This is a genomic window from Pseudomonas sp. FGI182 (assembly GCF_000511325.1).
Classification (GTDB): domain Bacteria; phylum Pseudomonadota; class Gammaproteobacteria; order Pseudomonadales; family Pseudomonadaceae; genus Aquipseudomonas; species Aquipseudomonas putida_Z.
This window is the reverse complement of the sequence record NZ_CP007012.1, coordinates 792014-808363: the sequence shown is the minus strand read 5'-3', so window position 1 is coordinate 808363 and position 16350 is coordinate 792014. Positions and strand designations below refer to the sequence as shown.

Below are 16350 nucleotides of genomic sequence, written 5' to 3'. Positions count from 1 at the left end.
TCGTGGCGCCAGGTTCAGGCCAGTACGTCGGCGATCACCGCCAGGGTGTCGCCGCACTGCACCAGGCCGGGAAAGTGCCGGGCTGCGAGCAAGCCATTGCGTCGGGCGCGGTACTCGACCGGGGCGCTGCCGGTGCGGCGGATGTCATGGATACGGGCGATCACTTCGCCCTGGCTGACCGTTTCACCCAGGTCGCGGCACATCTCCAGCAAGCCGTCGTGCTCGCTGGCGATGAAGCAATCGCCATCGGGCATGTCCAGCAGGGTTGTCTCGCCCTGCTCCACTTCGCCGGCGAGGATGCCGGCGTGGATCAGCACATTGCGCACGCCGCGCTCCGCCAGGGCCACGCTTTTCGCCGTGGAGGTGCCACCACCGCCCAGTTCGGTGGTGATGAACACCTTGCCCTGCTCTTCTGCCGCGGTGTCGTACATCGCCTGCGCATCCAGCTCGAGCATGCGCATGCTGTAGGGCGCAGCGAAGGCCTGCATGCCGGCTTCACAACGGGCCTGCTGGGCCTTGTCGGGCAGCACATGGCATGCAGCGAACGGCAGGAAATCGAGGGTGCGACCACCGGAGTGGATGTCCAGGACGATATCGGCCAACGGCAGCAAGGTGCGGCGGAAATAGTCGGCGATCTTTTCCGTCACGCTGCCATCAGGCCGGCCAGGGAAGCTGCGGTTGAGGTTGCCCCGGTCGATCGGCGAGGTGCGGGTGCCCGCCTGAAACGCCGGTGTGTTCATGAACGGCACGATGATCACCCGCCCGCTTACCTGCCCGGCCTGCAGCTGCTGGGCCAGCTTGCTCAGCGCCACCGGGCCTTCGTATTCGTCACCGTGATTGCCCCCCGTGAGCAAGGCTGTCGGGCCATTGCCGTTCCTGACCACCGTCAGCGGAATCATCACCGCACCCCAGGCCGAGTCGTCACGCGAGTACGGCAGTTTGAGGAAGCCGTGCTGCACGCCGTCCTGCTCGAAATCCAAGGTACAGGTGATGGGGTTGGCCACCGTGGCGGCGGCCTGTGCGATCGCATTCATGGGTCAGTCCTTCACGAACAGCTGGCGCGGCACGTTGCACAGGGTCTCGACCCCGGTCTCGGTGATAAGGATGCTTTCGGTGATCTCCAGGCCCCAGTCGTCCATCCACAGCCCCGGCATGAAGTGGAAGGTCATGCCCGGTTGCAGCACGCTGGTGTCGCTCGGGCGCAGGCTCATGGTGCGCTCGCCCCAATCTGGCGGGTAGCTGATACCGATCGGGTAACCACAGCGGCTGTCCTTGTGTATGCCGAACTTCTCCAGCACGCGGAAAAACGCCCTGGCGATGTCACCGGTGGTGTTGCCTGGCCGCGCGGCATCGAGGCCGGCCGCGATACCTTCGACCACCGCCTTTTCGCCATCGAGAAAGTGTTGCGGCGGCTTGCCCAGGTACACGGTGCGCGACAGCGGGCAGTGGTAGCGCTTGTAGCAGCCGGCAATCTCGAAGAACGTGCCGGCGCCGCGGGTGAACGGTGAATCGTCCCAGGTAAGGTGCGGCGCGCTGGCATCAGCGCCAGTCGGCAACAACGGCACGATGGCCGGGTAGTCGCCGCCATGGCCATCGACACCGAGGATGCCGCTGCGGTAGATCTCGGCCACCAGTTCGTTCTTGCGCATGCCGGGCTCGATGCGTTCGAGGATGCACCCGTGCATCTGTTCGACGATGCGCGCGGCGATACGCATGTATTCGATTTCCTGCGGCGACTTGACCGCCCGCTGCCAGTTGACCAGCCCGGCGGCATCGCTGAAACGCGCCTGTGGCAGGTGCTTGCACAGCGCCTGGTAGGCCGCCGCGCTGAAGTAGTAGTTGTCCATCTCCACGCCGATGCTCAGGCCGCCCCAGCCCTTGGCCAGAATCACCTCCTGGCACAGGTAGTCCATCGGGTGGCGCTCGCGTGACTGCACATAGATGTCCGGGTAGCCGACGATGTTGTCGTGCTGCATGAACACCGTGCGCCTGGCGCCGTTGGCGTCCTGGCCGCGGCCAAACCAGACCGGCTCGCCATCGAGCGCCAGCAGCACGCACTGGTGCACGTAGAACGACCAGCCGTCATAGCCGGTGAGCCAGGCCATGTTCGATGGATCGGTAACCAGCAAAAGCTCCAGGCCCTGTGCCTGCATGGCAGCGCGGGTCTTGGCCAGGCGCTGGGCGTACTCCTGCCGACTGAACGGCAGGTTTACCACTGTCTGTGACATACGGATGCCCTTCTTGTGAGTGGGTTGCGAAAACTGTCAGCTGTGAAACGCCAGGCCTTTGTGGGCGGCGATTGCGCGTTCGAAGGCAAGGTTGGCGATGGCGGTGTCCTGGGCCCCGGTGCCGGTCAGGTCGCACAGGGTGACCTCTTCGGCCTGCACACGGCCCGGGTGCAGGCCGGCGATGATCTGGCCCAGCTCGGAATGAACGGCCTGTTCGCTGACCGCGCCAGCGCGCAATGCGTGGTGCAGTTCGCCCAGCACGCGGGTCTGGCTCAGGCGGTCGGCGACATAACGATCAAGCCGGGCCAGGGCCGTGGGCGCGATCTCGTTCTTGTGCTCGGCGTCCGAGCCCATGGCAGTGATGTGCAGCCCCGGTTGCAGGTGATGCGGCTGGATCAGCGGCTCGCGGCTGGGGGTGCAGGTGATGGCGATATCGACCGCCTGCATGGCCTGGTCGACACTGTCGCAGGCCTGTACCTGCAGTTGCCCATCACGCCCCAGGTCATCACATAACGCTGCGGTTCTCTGCGCATCACGCCCCCACACCTTGACCTGCTCGATCGGCCGCACCAGGCGCAGTGCCTGCAGCTGCAGGCGTGCCTGTTCGCCACTGCCGATCAAGGCCACGCTGCGGCTGTCCTGCCGCGACAGCCAGCGTGCAGCTACCGCACCGGCTGCAGCGGTGCGCACGGCGGTGAGGTAGCCATTGTCGAGGAGCAAGGCATCGAGCAGGCCAGTGCGGGCCGACAGCAGCATCATCATGCCGTTGAGGCTGGGCAGGCCAAGCTTGGGGTTGTCGAAAAAGCCCGGGCTGACCTTGATCGCGAAACGCTCCAGCCCAGGCAGGTAGGCGGTTTTCACGTCCACCTCGCCGTTGTGCTCGGGCACATCCAGACGCAGGATCGGCGGCATCGCCACCTTGGCCGTGGCAAGCAGGGCAAAGGCCTGCTCGATGGCATCGATCGCGTTGCGGTCGAGGGTGATGCAGCTACGCAGGTCGGCTTCGCTGAGCAAGGTGATGGCCGGCATTCGAATACCTCCAGTGAAGGAAACGTGAATTTCAGGCGTCGCCGCCGTTGATGACGCGCTGATGCTGTGCGCTGTCGACGTTGCGCCCGCTGACCACCACCACGACCGGGCCGCGGGCCGTCACCAGGCCGTCGAGCAGCGCGGCGATGCCGACTGCGCCGGCACCTTCGAGTACCAACCGCTCGTGCTGGTAGGCGTGGCGCATGCCATTGGCGATCGACGCTTCCGGCAGCAGGTGGAGTTGGTCGAGCAGACGCTGGGTCATGTTCAGGGTGTGCTGGTTGCCCAGGCCGATGCCGCCGCCGAGCGAGTCAGCGAGTGTCGGCAGCTCCTCAACCTCGACCGGCCTGCCGGCCTGCAGGCTGGCGTACATCGCCGCGCCGCGCTGCATGCTGATGCCATGGGTGGTGATCGCCGGCTTGATGCTTTTCATGGCCAACGCCACACCCGCGAACAGGCCACCACCGGAGAGCGGAATCAGCACCTGCTCCACCTCGGGCAACTGCTCAATGATTTCCAGGCCCAGCGTGCCCTGGCCCGCGATGACCTGAGGGTGATCGAAAGGTGGAATCAGCGTTGCGCCATGTTGCTCGGCATGTTGTTGCGCGGCCTGCTGGGCATCGTCCTGGGAGTGGCCGACGATGCACACTTCGGCGCCCAGGTCGCGGATGGCCTGGACCTTGTTGGCTGGCACCAGTTGCGAAAGAAACACGGTTGCCTTCACGCCCAGTTGCGCAGCAGCGTGGGCCACCGCCCGGCCGTGATTACCGGTGGAGGCCGTAACCACGCCGCAAGCGCGTTGTTCAGCGCTGAGTGCGGCGATGGCATTGCTGGCGCCGCGCAGCTTGAAGCTGCCGGTGGTCTGCAGGGCTTCGAGCTTCAGGTAGACCGCCGTGCCCAGGTGCCGCGACAGGCTGGGGGAAAGCTCCAGCGGCGTGCTGCGCACCAGGCCGTGGATACGCTGGCGGGCGAGGTAGAGATCGTGAAGCGAGAGCGCTGACATGACCGGGACCCAACAAGTGAGCTGATGTTGGGCGGAGTGTATGAGGCGAAAATTGTCGTGATGAATGTACTAGGGCAATTTGCCTGGGAATTTGTTTTTGCCTGCAGCGGCCTCTTCGCGGGCACGCCCGCTCCCACAGGAATCGCGCATTTCCTGAACCCTGCGACAAACCTGTGGGAGCGGGCATGCCCGCGAAGAGGCCGCTGCAGGAGAGTTACAGTTCATGAATCTGCGGATACTGCCCAAACAACTCCCGCATATCGCCAAAGGCCTGGCGCAACTTTGCCTCGGAACACTCGGCGCCCACGCACAAGCGCACGGCCCGTGGCCGCGGTGTACCGCGCACCAGGAACGGCTCCGGCGGCGTCACCGCAATCTGCCGGCGGCGCAAGGCACGCACCAGGCTGTCCACTTCCCAGCGCTCGGGAATGTTCAGCCATGCCCCCAGGGCATGGGCGTGCTGACCACGCACATAATCCCCCAGGTACTCACGCAACAACGCCTGACGCTCGCCCAGCAAGGTGCGCTGCAGCGCCACCAGCTGCGCCGCGCGCCCATCGTTGATCCAGCGCGATGCAATCTCCGCCACCAAGGGCGTGGCCATCCAGCTGTTGACCCGCAAGATGCTCTCGGTGCGCAGCGCCAGGCGCTTGGGCATGGCCAGGTAGCCCACGCGCAGGCCGGTAAGCACCGACTTGGTCATGCTGGTGCAGTAGAACGACAGCTCCGGCGCATAGGAACTGAGCGGCCTGGCATGGCTGCCACCCAGCAGCGGCCCGTAAACGTCATCTTCGATGATATGCACGCCAAAGCGCCGGGCAATTTCGGCAATCTCCTGGCGCCGGCTGTCGGGCATCAGGCTGACGGTCGGGTTGTTGAGGTTGGGTGTACACACCAGCGCGGTCACCCGCTCGTTGCTGCAGATATCCTCGAAATGTTCCGGGTTGATGCCCTCGCGGTCCATCTCCAAGCCTTTGAGGGTGAAACCGAGCACCTGTGAATTGCCGATCACGCCATGGTCGGTCAACCCCTCGCACAGCACCACATCATCTGGCCCGGCCAGCGAGGCCAAGGCCAGGAAGATGGCGTGGGCGGCGCCGTTGGTGACCAGCACATCGTCACGCTCGACCTGCATGCCCAGGCCGGCAAGCCAGCGCACCGCGGCCTCGCGGTGGCTCTCGAAACCGGCGATGGGCCGGTAGGCATGGATCCACGGCTGCTCCTCTTCCACGGCCAGCTCGGCGCAGGTGTCGCGCCAGATGCGCTCATGCACCTGGGTGTGCAGGATGCGGGTGATGGAGAAGTCGACCAGGGTACGCTCGGGCAGGTCGATGATGTCATCCGACACACGGTCGCTCATGCGCCGGCTGACGAAACTGCCACGGCCGATCTCGCAACGCACCAGGCCTTGCCGCTCCAGTTCCTTGTAGGCATTGGTCACGGTCTGCACGCTGATGCCCAAGGCATCGGCTACCTGCCGCTGCGGTGGCAGGCGCTGGTCATGTACCAATACGCCGCGCTCGATCTCGCCGGTGACGGCCTGGACCAGGATCTTGTATTTGGACTCGCCGATGCGGGCGGCGTCCAGGGCTGCCTTCCAACTGTGCATCATGATGTTCGCTTCACTTGCCGGGGCCAGGGTCACAGCATCCCCCGTACAAGTGCTTCGGGCAATTGTCCTAGTGCAATGCAATGGCCGTTTCAGCTTTTGTATGCTCGGCCCAAGGTCGAACTCCCGCTGCCCGGCAGCTTCGAACAAAAGACCGACCTGCTTTCGCTGTTTTGCTCCACTGCCTCCTAACACAGAGCCGTCGACGACGGTTTTTATAACAAACAGGAGCTTCATTGATGAGCCAGCCTTTCAACGTTCCACGCCCCTTGCAGCGCATGCTGATGGCCTGTGCCACCTTCGGTGTGCTTGCCAGCGCCCAGGCCGCCAGCCTGGACGAAATCAAGGAAAGCAGCCACATCCGCATCGGCTACGCCAACGAAACCCCGTTCGCCTTCACCGAGACCGATGGCCGGGTAACCGGGGAGTCACCGGAAATCGCCAAGATCATCTTCGAGAAGATGGGCATCAAACAGGTCGATGGCGTGCTCACCGAGTGGGGTTCGTTGATCCCGGGCTTGCGCGCCGGGCGCTTCGATGTGATTGCCGCCGGCATGTACATCACCCCGGCACGCTGCAAGCAGGTGATCTTCACCGACCCGCAGTACGCCCTGCCCGACACCCTGCTGGTGGCACAGGGCAATCCGAAGAACCTGCACAGCTACGCCGACATCGCCAGGAACCCGGACGTGAAGCTGGCGATCATGGCCGGCACGGTCAACCTCGCCTATGCCCGCGACTCCGGCATCACGGATGCGCAGATTCTTCAGGTGCCGGACACCACCGCCCAGTTGCAGGCCGTGCGCGCCGGCCGCGCCGATGCTGCCGTGGGCACCCAGCTGACCATGAAGGGCCTGGCAAAAAAGGGTGGCGACAAGGTCGAGGCAATCAGCGACTTCACCGATGACCCGGCCCACACCGGCTACGGTGCCCTGGCCTTCCGCCCCGAGGACAAAGCCCTGCGCGACGCGGTCAACGCCGAGATGAAGAAGTGGCTGGGCAGCGAGGAGCATCTGAAGACCGTCGCGCCGTTCGGCTTCGACCGCAGCAACGTGACTGACAAGACCGCCGCCGAGCTCTGTGCCCAGCAGTGAATCGAGGTGGCATGGCGCTTGCCGTGCCATTCCCTGTGTAATCCGATTATTCAGGTCGAACCATGGGTGAATTGATACCGTTGTTACTGCAAGGCGCCTGGATCACCATCCAGGTCACCTTCTTCGGCTCGCTGCTGGCCATCGTCGCCGCGATCCTCGCCGCCCTCGGCCGGCGTTCGTCATGGCGGCCATTGAGCTGGCTGTGCGTGGCCTACATCGAGCTGTTCCGCGGCACCTCGTTGCTGGTGCAGTTGTTCTGGCTGTTCTTCGTATTGCCGCTGCCACCGTTCAACCTCGAACTCAGCGCCTACACCGTGGCCATCGTCGGCCTCGGGCTGCATATCGGTGCCTACGGTGCCGAAGTGATGCGCGGGGCGATCAGCTCGGTGGCCAAGGGGCAGTACGAAGCCTGCACCGCGCTGAACATGCCCGCCACCATCCGCTTCCGGCGGATCATCCTGCCGCAGGCATTGCTGGCGGCCATCGCACCTGGCACCAACCTGCTGATCGAACTGCTGAAGAACACCTCGCTGGTGTCGCTGATCACCCTGTCGGACCTTAGCTTCCGCGCCCGTCAGCTGGACCAGGCGACCTTCCAGACCCTGGAAATCTTCAGCCTCACCCTGCTGCTCTACTTCGTCCTGGCGCAGGTCATCAACTTCCTCATGCGTCGGGTCGAACGGCGCCTGAGCCGCGGTCGCCTGCGGGGGAGCCTGTCATGAATTTCTGGGACTGGAACTACGTCGCGCAAATCCTGCCCGACTTGCTGCAGGCGTCGCTGAAAACCCTGGGCATCACCTTGGTTGGCTTCCTGATCGCAGTGGTGCTGGGCCTGTTCCTGGCCATCGCCCGGCGCAGCCGCCAGGCCTGGCTGTCGTGGCCGGTGGCATTGCTGATCGAGTTCATCCGCAGTACACCGCTGCTGATCCAGGTGTATTTCCTCTACTACGTGCTGCCCAACTACGGGGTCAACATGACGGCCATGCAGGCCGGCATCATCGGTATCGGCGTGCACTACGCCTGTTACCTGGCCGAGGTTTACCGCGGCGGCCTCGACTCGGTGGCGCGCAGCCAGTGGGAAGCGGTGGTCGCCCTCAACTTCGCGCCGTGGACCGCCTACCGGGTAGTCATCCTGCCCCAGGCGATTCGGCCGATCCTGCCGCCATTGGGCAACTACCTGATCGCCATGCTCAAGGACACCCCGGTGCTGTCGGCCATCACCGTGGTGGAAATCATGCAGCAGGCCAAGAATGTCGGCTCCGAAAGCTTCCGCTACCTCGAGCCGATCACCCTGGTCGGTCTGTTCTTCCTGGCCTTGAGCGTCGCTCTGGCCTACCTCGTTCGGCGCCTTGAAGTGCGCCTGGAGCTCCGCTGATGATCGCCCCTGTGACCCACTTCGCCACTGCTACCGCCACCCAGCCGCTGGACACCTACATGCCCACACCGGCCATTGCCCAACCGATCGTCAGCTTCAAGGACGTGACCAAACGCTACGGCAGCTTCACCGTGCTCGACGGCCTCAACCTCGATGTCGCCCCCGGCGAAAAGGTGGCGATCATCGGCCCCAGCGGCTCGGGCAAGTCGACGTTGCTGCGGGTACTGATGACGCTTGAGGGCATCGACCAGGGCATGATCGAAGTCGATGGCGAATCGCTCACCCACATGCCAGGGCGCAACGGCGCGCAGCTCATCGCCAACGAGCGCCATGTACGCAAAGTGCGGGCGAAGATCGGCATGGTGTTCCAGAGTTTCAACCTGTTCCCGCACATGAGTGCCTTGCAGAACGTGATCGAGGCCCCGGTTCAGGTGTTGGGCGTGAAGCCGGCCGAGGCGCGCGAACGGGCTGCCGAGCTGCTGGAGATGGTTGGCCTGGGCAACAAGTTCGAGCATTACCCGTCGCAGTTGTCCGGTGGCCAGCAACAGCGCGTGGCGATTGCCCGGGCGCTGGCGATGCGGCCCAAGGTGATGCTGTTCGACGAAGTGACCTCGGCGCTGGACCCGGAACTGTGTGGCGAGGTGCTGAACGTGATCCGCCGGTTGGGCAGCGAGCACAACCTGACCATGCTGATGGTGACGCATCAGATGGGCTTTGCCAGGGAGTTCGCGGATCGGGTGTGCTTCTTCTACAAGGGGCAGATCCACGAACAGGGGACGCCGGCGCAGATCTTCGAAAACCCGCAACAGGAGCGGACCCGGGCGTTCCTCAGTGCAGTGCGGGAGGCGAACTGACCGACGATCGTCGCTTCAGTACTCGCGCCGCTTGCGAAACGCCCAGCGCCCCACCAGCACGGTGAAGGTCGCCACCAGGGCCACCAGCACCCAGAAACCATGGGGGTTTTCCGCCAGCGGCACACCCCCGACGTTCATGCCGAAGAAGCCGGCGATGATGTTGATGGGCAGCGCCAGCACGGTCACCACGGTCAGGGTGAACAGGGTGCGGTTGGTCTGTTCGTTGAGCTTGGCGGCGATTTCTTCCTGCAGCAGCTTGATCCGCTCACCGAGGGCGGTGAGGTCGCTGATCACCAGGGTGAACTCTTCTGTGGCCGCCCGCAGCTGGCGTATGTCCTGTTCCTGCAGCCAGTCGGGCGGCCGGTTGAGCAGGCGCAGCAGCGCCCCCGGTTCCAGCGCCAGCAGGCGCTGCAGGCGCACCAGCACCCGGCGCATGCTGCCCAGTTCGGCGCGGTTGTCGCTCAGGCGCTGGGACAACAACTGGTCTTCGATGCGGTCGACGCTGGTGGTGGTTTCACGCACGATCTGGGTCAGCACATCACCCTGGTCGCGCAACAGATGGACCAGCAACTCGATGGACGAATGAAAGCGCTCGCCATGCTTGACCGAGGAGCGCAGCTTGTCCACCGAATGCAGCGGCTGCAACCGCGCGCTCACCAGCAACTGGCTGCTGGCGCAGGCCCACAGCGTGGAGATGTCCGAGGACACCAGGCCGAAGTTGAACACCACATCGTTGACCACTGCCAGCAGCGCCGAGTCGGCGTGTTCGATACGGGTCGAGCGCGAACCTTCGCGCAGGGTTTCGAAGAAGGCTTCGGGCAACTGCAGGTGGGTGCGCAGCCAGCGTTCGCAGGCAGCGTGGGCCAGGTTCAGGTGCACCCACAGAAACTCGCCAGGCTCCAGCGGCTGGCCGAGCGTGCGCAACAACTGCGCCGAATCGATTTCGCGCCCCGGCTGGCCAGGGCGGAAGGCGAAGGCGTAGAGCAGGCCGAACAGGTCGTGGTCCTGTGGCAGATGCAGCGCGGGATGGCCCATTCGAACTCGCAATGAGGCACGGGGAGATGGCAGAAAGGTTGCTGAATATTCGTTGCAGTCAGATGACAGCTGGATAGCGGAAAGCCCTTTGGGCTGCGCTGTCGCGTAGAGAGCCGAATTCGCAAGCGGTCCGCATACCCTGTGGGAGCAACTGTCTTGCTCAAATTCTAAAAGTTGGACTGCCCCCAAGAAGTTGGACACCAATCCAACCCTTGGGGGATCTATGGGTAAATACACAGAGCAGTTCAAGCTCACGGCTATCACCGCTTACCTAGAGGGCAGCCGGGGCTTTCGCAAGGTGGCACAACACTTTGGCATCGATTTCAGCCTGCTTCGGCGCTGGGTTGCTGGCTACCAAGTCGATGCCAGCCTCAGCCCTCGCTCGCATGGTCGCCGCTACACCGAGGAATTCAAGCGGCGGGTGCTCAAGTACATGCTTGAGCATCGCCTGTCCCTGCGCCAAACAGCGGCGCACTTTGACCTTGGACAGTCCTCACAGATAGGCATTTGGCTGCGGCAGCACTACAGTGGCAGTCCTGTAGCCACTCTCGCCAAACAAAGAAAATCAGCCGTGCCGAAGAAAATTAAGCCCATCAAGCCGACAGACACCAATGACGCAGAGAAATCTCGTGAGCAGTTGTTGAGCGAGCTCGAGTATCTGCGCATGGAGAATGATGTCCTAAAGGAGTTAAAGGCTCTGCGAGAGGAGAAGGAGCGAACACGGACGAAAAAGCCCTGATCGTCTGCAAATTCAGACATAAATATCCGCTGCCTGACCTCTTGCAGATGGTGGGGTTGCCACGCAGTACCTTTTATTACCAGGTCAAGTGCCAGCAAAAGCCGGACAGGCACGCCTCGCTCAAGGAGTTGGTGCAGCGTGTCTATCACGAGGAGAAAGGGCTGTATGGCTACCGCCGCATTGCCCTTGCCATCAGGAATCAGGGGACCTTGGTCAACAAGAAGGTCATTGAACGGTTGATGGCTGAGCTTGGTTTGCAGTCCGTTGTACGCCCGAAGAAGTATCGATCCTATCGCGGCATTGTCGGCAAGGTGGCCATGAATTTGCTTGAGCGTAATTTCGTCGCGCAACGCCCCAACCAGAAGTGGGTGACCGATGTCACTGAGTTCAAAGTGGCCCAACAAAAGCTCTACCTGTCGCCCGTGATGGACTTGTACAACGGTGAGATCATCGCCTATGAAACAGCTTGCCGGCCTACCTATGGCTTGGTCGGGAACATGCTGGAAAAGGCGCTCGATGGGTTGGGTGAAAAGCCCAAGCTAGTGATCCACTCAGACCAGGGATGGCATTACCAGCAGCCCCAATACCGCCATAAGCTCGCAGCGCGCGGTGTGAAGCAGAGCATGTCTCGCAAGGGCAATTGTCTGGATAATGCAGCGATGGAAAGCTTCTTCGGCACACTGAAGTCAGAGTTCTTCTACCTGAAGCGCTTTGAAAGCGTCGAACAGCTGAAGGCGGGCCTGGAAGAGTACATCCATTACTACAACCATGACCGCATCAGGCTGAAACTCAATGGCCTGAGCCCTGTCAGCTACAGGACTCAGGCCACTGGCTAAAACTGTCCAACTTTTCGGGGGCAGTCCAAAGTTGCCGCAATCCCCTGTGGGAGCGGCTTTAGCCGCGAAGAATCCAACGCGGTGCCTGGCACCGGCTGCGCCGGTGTTCGCGGCTAAAGCCGCTCCCACAGGGTCCCTGCTAATTCAATGAGTTATGTGCAGCCTTATGAGAACGGGCACGCCCGCTCCCACAGGGTGCGCAGTGCGAAACCTGAGAAAGCGCAGCCATCACTTCACAAATTCCTGAACTGATTATTTGCCCGCAGCGATTTTTCCCCTCGCCAACCGCCACCAGAATCGCTTCACCACAATCACAAGAACCGTGAGGCCACTCCCGTGGACCAGACACTCCAGGTACGGCAAGCCGCCGCCGACCTCGTTGCGGCGTTCGCCAGCAACGACACCGCTCGCTATTTCGCCTGCTTCAGCGAAGACGCCACGTTCCTTTTCCACACCCTGCCGCAACCGCTGCTGTCGCGCCATGCCTACGAGCAACTCTGGGCCCAGTGGCAGGCCGACGGGTTTGCGGTGCTCGCCTGCGAATCGGGCAATGCCCAGGTGAGCCTGCAAGGTGACGTGGCGATCTTCATGCATGATGTGGCCACGCACATCCGCATCGCCGGCGAAGAACACCAGTTGAGCGAGCGCGAGACCATTGTCTTCCGCCGCCACGGCGAAAGGTGGCTGGCCTGCCACGAGCACCTGTCGGTCGTATCGCCGGCCTGATCATCCATTTACGCGGCCCTGCCGCCCTGCCATCGCACCCACAATAAGGCCCGCGTACTGCGCCGGCCCACAACAACCGCGCTGGAGCATCACCATGAGCCACTCGACCGGTATCGAGACCAACGGCGTCGAACAGATCCCCGACGATCAACGCGACGCCTCCCCGCTGGACCTGTTCCGCCTGATCTTCGGCGGCGCCAATACCTTCGCCACGGCCGTGCTGGGCAGCTTCCCGGTGCTGTTCGGGCTGTCGTTCCAGGCCGGCGTGTGGGCGATCCTGCTCGGCGTCGGCGTGGGCGCGCTGATCCTCGCGCCCATGGGCCTGTTCGGCGCCCTCAACGGCACCAACAACGCGGTGTCGTCGGGTGCGCACTTTGGCGTGCACGGGCGCATCGTCGGTTCGTTCCTGTCGCTGCTCACCGCGGTGGCGTTCTTTTCGCTGTCGGTGTGGAGCTCGGGCGACGCCCTGGTCGGCGGCGCCAAGCGCCTGGCCGGCCTGCCGGAAACCGACCTGACCCTGGGCCTGGCCTATGGCCTGTTCGCGGTGCTGGTGCTGGTGGTGTGCATCTTCGGCTTCCGCTTCATGCTGTGGGTCAACAAGATTGCCGTGTGGGCCTCGAGCCTGCTGTTCCTGCTGGGCATCGTTGCCTTTGCCGGGCCGTTCGATGCCGGTTACGCAGGCAGCGTAAACCTCGGCCAGGCGGGCTTCTGGGCGGCATTCGTCGGTGCGGCGATCCTGGCCATGAGCAACCCGGTGTCGTTCGGTGCGTTCCTCGGCGACTGGTCGCGCTACATCCCGCGTGAAACGCCCAAGGCGCGCATCATGCTGGCGGTGATCGCGGCCCAGGGCGCGACACTGATCCCGTTCCTGTTCGGCCTGTGCACCGCCACCCTGGTGGCCACCCAGGCGCCGGACTACATCGCCGCCAACAACTACGTCGGTGGCCTGCTGGCGGTGGCGCCAAGCTGGTTCTTCCTGCCGGTGTGCCTGATTGCGGTAATCGGCGGCATGTCCACCGGCACCACGGCGCTGTACGGCACCGGCCTGGACATGTCCAGCGTGTTCCCACGCCTGCTCAGCCGTGCCGGCGCCACACTGCTGATCGGCGTGCTGGCGATCGGCTTCATCTTCGTCGGCCGCTTCACCTTCAACCTGGTGCAGAGCGTGTCGACCTTCGCCGTGCTGATCATCACCTGCACCAGCCCGTGGATGGTGATCATGATCCTCGGCCTGATCACCCGCCGCGGCTTCTACCATGCCGACGACCTGCAGGTGTTCACCCGCGGCCAGCGTGGCGGCCACTACTGGTTCCTGCATGGCTGGAACTGGCGCGGCATGGGGGCGTGGATCCCCAGCGCGGCGGTGGGCCTGTGCTTCGTCAACCTGCCAGGGCAGTTCGTCGGCCCGCTGGGCGACCTGGCCGGCGGCATAGACCTGAGCCTGCCGGTCACCCTGGGGCTGGCCGGCGTGCTGTACCTGCTGCTGCTCAACCTGTTCCCCGAACCTGCCGGCGTGTATGGCCCCCAGGGCCCGCGTTGGGTGCGTTGCAAAAGCACCGCGCACACGCCGGTAACCACCGCCGAAATCGCCTGACTGGAAACCGACCATGACCACTTCCCACTACATTGCCGGCCGCTGGGTCGAAGGCCAGGGCAGCGACTGCATCAGCGTCAATGACCCGGCCCTTGGGCAACCGTTTGCCGAACTGATGGCCGCCAGCGTCGCCCAGGTAGACCAGGCCGTGACCGCTGCCCGTGGCGCCCTGCCCGCCTGGAAAAACACCAGCGCCAGCGAACGCGCTGCCTACCTGCGCGGCTTTGCCGAACAGCTCGGGCAGCGCCGTGAAGCATTGATCACCTTGCAGATGCGCAACAACGGCAAGCCACGTCACGAGGCGGAAATCGACCTGGACGACGCCATCGCCACCTTCGGCTACTACGCCGAACTGGCCGAGCAACTGCCATCGAAGAACCGCGATGTGCCGTTGGCTGCGCCGGGTTTCAGCGCTCGCACCCGCCTGGAACCGGTGGGCGTGGTCGGCCTGATCGTGCCATGGAACTTCCCGCTGGTGACCAGCGCCTGGAAGCTCGCCCCGGCCCTGGCCGCCGGTTGCACCGTGGTGCTCAAGCCATCGGAAGTCACCCCGCTGATCGAACAGGCCTACGGCCAGATCGCCGATGCCCTGGGGCTGCCGGCCGGGGTGTTGAACATCGTCAACGGCAAGGCCGAGACCGGCGCTGCACTGAGCAACCACAATGGCCTGGATAAGCTGTCGTTCACCGGCAGCAATAGTGTCGGCAGCCAGGTAATGCGCAGCGCTTCGGCGCAGTGCCGGCCGGTGACGCTGGAGCTGGGCGGCAAGTCGGCGATCGTGGTGTTCGATGATTGCGACGTGGGCCAGGCGGTGGAGTGGATCGTCGCCGGCATTACCTGGAACGCCGGGCAGATGTGCTCGGCCACTTCGCGGCTGCTGGTGCAGGACGGCATTGCCGATGCATTGCTGCCGCGTTTGCAGGCCGCACTGGAACAGCTACGGGTCGGTAATCCATTGACCGAAGAAGTCGACATGGGGCCGCTGACCAGCCAGGCGCAGTGGCTGAAGGTGGCCGGCTACTTTGCCACGGCGCGGGAAGAAGGCCTGCAGTGTCTGGCCGGTGGCAAGGCGCTGGACCGTGATGGCTGGTTCGTCAGCCCGACGCTGTATGCCGATGTGCCGAAAGACAGCCGCCTGTGGACCGAGGAAATCTTTGGCCCGGTGCTGTGCGCGCGTCGCTTTGCGACCGAGGAACAGGCGATTGCCGAGGCCAACGATAGCCGTTTCGGGCTGGTGGCTACGGTGTGCTCCGCCGACCTGGAGCGCGCCGAGCGGGTGGCCGATGCGCTGGAGGTTGGCCATGTGTGGATCAACTCGGTGCAGGCGGTGTTCGTCGAGACCTCGTGGGGTGGCACCAAGGGTAGCGGGATCGGGCGTGAGCTGGGGCCGTGGGGGTTGTCGGCCTACCAGTCGGTCAAGCATGTGACGCGCTGTCTGGGTTGAGATTTCCGGGGCCGCTTTGCGGCCCTTTCGCCGGCAAGCCATATGCCATCCCTGTGGGAGCTGGCTTGCCGGCGATCGAGGGCGAAGCCCTCGCCTTGCCCCCCTCAGATGTAAGACTTTTCCCAACCTGAAACCAAATGCTTCAGCTGGAAGTAGCTTGGGAATTATCCTACCCGCGCCGCAGCCGTTTCTCTGTTGTTGAACAGGAGCATCAGGGCTAATTTCCCTGGGTCGTCACAAATGGCGACCGGGTGTGAGAGCCCGTGCTGATCTGGTTGCAACCTCAACGGTAGCTGTGCGCGGGCAGGCTTGGTCCTGGCCGGGTTCCTAGGTCTCCGGTCTCTCACCCCGCGTACGGCTGCCACCCGATCCTGTGAGAGGGAATGAGGTGGTAGCTCCTGACCGACCTAGGGAAACGCAATGAATAAACTTGTGCCCGATCCACCTGTAAAACCTGGCTCCCGCCCGCTCTACACCATCAACAACGACTTGCCCTCACCCGAGGCGCTGCGTTACGTCTCGCAATTGCTGCTCGGCATTGAGGACACCCTCGACGAATACATCTGCGCCAACGCTGGCGAACCGGGCATCGGGTTGTTGGTCAATACCGTGCATAACGTGCAAATGACCCGGGCGCTCAACCAATTGCTGTTGAACCGCGAGTAAGGCCTGGAATTGATGCCGGGCTCACCGGCCTCTTCGCGGGTAAACCCGCTCCCACAGGGATAGCGCAGGCCTGAAGGGCAGCACCGTACCTGGACTGCCCCCAAGAAGTTGGACACCA

15 protein-coding genes are annotated in these 16350 nt (G+C 63.6%); 9 read left to right on the top strand and 6 right to left on the bottom strand.

From position 1 onward, the window contains the following. Nucleotides 1–14: 14 nt before the first annotated feature. The 5 genes from doeB to C163_RS03610 form a co-directional block, all read right to left on the bottom strand. Nucleotides 15–1034 carry a N(2)-acetyl-L-2,4-diaminobutanoate deacetylase DoeB gene (doeB, locus tag C163_RS03630; protein ID WP_025337669.1) on the bottom strand — a complete coding sequence of 340 codons (1020 nt, stop codon included), beginning with the start codon at nt 1032–1034 and terminating at the stop codon, nt 15–17. Nucleotides 1035–1037: 3 nt separating this feature from the next. Next, nucleotides 1038–2228: an ectoine hydrolase DoeA gene (doeA, locus tag C163_RS03625; protein WP_025337668.1), complete on the bottom strand. Its 1191-nt coding sequence runs from the start codon at nt 2226–2228 to the stop codon at nt 1038–1040. A gap of 36 nt (nt 2229–2264) precedes the next feature. Continuing rightward, a complete protein-coding gene (gene eutC, locus C163_RS03620) occupies nt 2265–3257 on the bottom strand; it encodes an ectoine utilization protein EutC (RefSeq protein WP_025337667.1) in 993 nt (330 codons plus the stop codon). A 31-nt stretch (nt 3258–3288) separates the two neighbouring features. After that, nucleotides 3289–4260, bottom strand: coding sequence for a hydroxyectoine utilization dehydratase EutB (eutB, locus tag C163_RS03615; RefSeq protein ID WP_025337666.1), 972 nt, complete (start codon nt 4258–4260; stop codon nt 3289–3291). Between the two features lie 214 nt (nt 4261–4474). After that, a complete protein-coding gene (locus C163_RS03610) occupies nt 4475–5869 on the bottom strand; it encodes a PLP-dependent aminotransferase family protein (RefSeq protein WP_025337665.1) in 1395 nt (464 codons plus the stop codon). A gap of 239 nt (nt 5870–6108) precedes the next feature. On the opposite strand from C163_RS03610, the gene ehuB reads away from it, so the two are divergent. From ehuB to ehuA, 4 genes are all read left to right on the top strand, one after another. After that, nucleotides 6109–6963 (top strand): ectoine/hydroxyectoine ABC transporter substrate-binding protein EhuB, encoded by an 855-nt coding sequence (ehuB, locus tag C163_RS03605; protein WP_025337664.1) that lies wholly within the window; start codon nt 6109–6111, stop codon nt 6961–6963. 62 nt (nt 6964–7025) lie between these two features. After that, a complete protein-coding gene (ehuC, locus tag C163_RS03600) occupies nt 7026–7685 on the top strand; it encodes an ectoine/hydroxyectoine ABC transporter permease subunit EhuC (RefSeq protein WP_025337663.1) in 660 nt (219 codons plus the stop codon). Continuing rightward, entirely contained in the window at nt 7682–8338 is a 657-nt protein-coding gene (gene ehuD / locus C163_RS03595) for an ectoine/hydroxyectoine ABC transporter permease subunit EhuD (RefSeq protein WP_025337662.1), read from the top strand. Before ehuC ends, ehuD begins: the two co-directional genes overlap by 4 nt. Nucleotides 8339–8397: 59 nt before the next feature. Beyond that, nucleotides 8398–9192: an ectoine/hydroxyectoine ABC transporter ATP-binding protein EhuA gene (gene ehuA / locus C163_RS03590; RefSeq protein ID WP_025337661.1), complete on the top strand. Its 795-nt coding sequence runs from the start codon at nt 8398–8400 to the stop codon at nt 9190–9192. 15 nt (nt 9193–9207) lie between these two features. On the opposite strand, the gene C163_RS03585 is transcribed toward ehuA, so the two are convergent. Beyond that, nucleotides 9208–10227: a transporter gene (locus tag C163_RS03585; RefSeq protein ID WP_024086247.1), complete on the bottom strand. Its 1020-nt coding sequence runs from the start codon at nt 10225–10227 to the stop codon at nt 9208–9210. A gap of 223 nt (nt 10228–10450) precedes the next feature. Here C163_RS03585 and C163_RS27015 point away from each other — a divergent pair. The 5 genes from C163_RS27015 (at nt 10451) to C163_RS03555 (ending at nt 16232) form a co-directional block, all read left to right on the top strand. Next, nucleotides 10451–11802 (top strand): IS3 family transposase gene (locus C163_RS27015; protein WP_371257950.1). Its coding sequence is split into 2 segments (ribosomal slippage): nt 10451–10922 and nt 10922–11802, totalling 1353 coding nucleotides; the frame shifts between segments, so codons are not numbered across the junction. Between the two features lie 336 nt (nt 11803–12138). After that, nucleotides 12139–12528 carry a nuclear transport factor 2 family protein gene (locus tag C163_RS03570; protein ID WP_015268917.1) on the top strand — a complete coding sequence of 130 codons (390 nt, stop codon included), beginning with the start codon at nt 12139–12141 and terminating at the stop codon, nt 12526–12528. Between the two features lie 94 nt (nt 12529–12622). Beyond that, on the top strand, nt 12623–14122 hold the full coding sequence (locus C163_RS03565) for a cytosine permease (protein WP_025337660.1): 1500 nt from the start codon (nt 12623–12625) through the stop codon (nt 14120–14122). 13 nt (nt 14123–14135) lie between these two features. Beyond that, on the top strand, nt 14136–15566 hold the full coding sequence (locus C163_RS03560; RefSeq protein ID WP_025337659.1) for an aldehyde dehydrogenase family protein: 1431 nt from the start codon (nt 14136–14138) through the stop codon (nt 15564–15566). Between the two features lie 420 nt (nt 15567–15986). Beyond that, nucleotides 15987–16232 (top strand): hypothetical protein, encoded by a 246-nt coding sequence (locus C163_RS03555; RefSeq protein WP_025337658.1) that lies wholly within the window; start codon nt 15987–15989, stop codon nt 16230–16232. Nucleotides 16233–16350 lie beyond the last annotated feature (118 nt).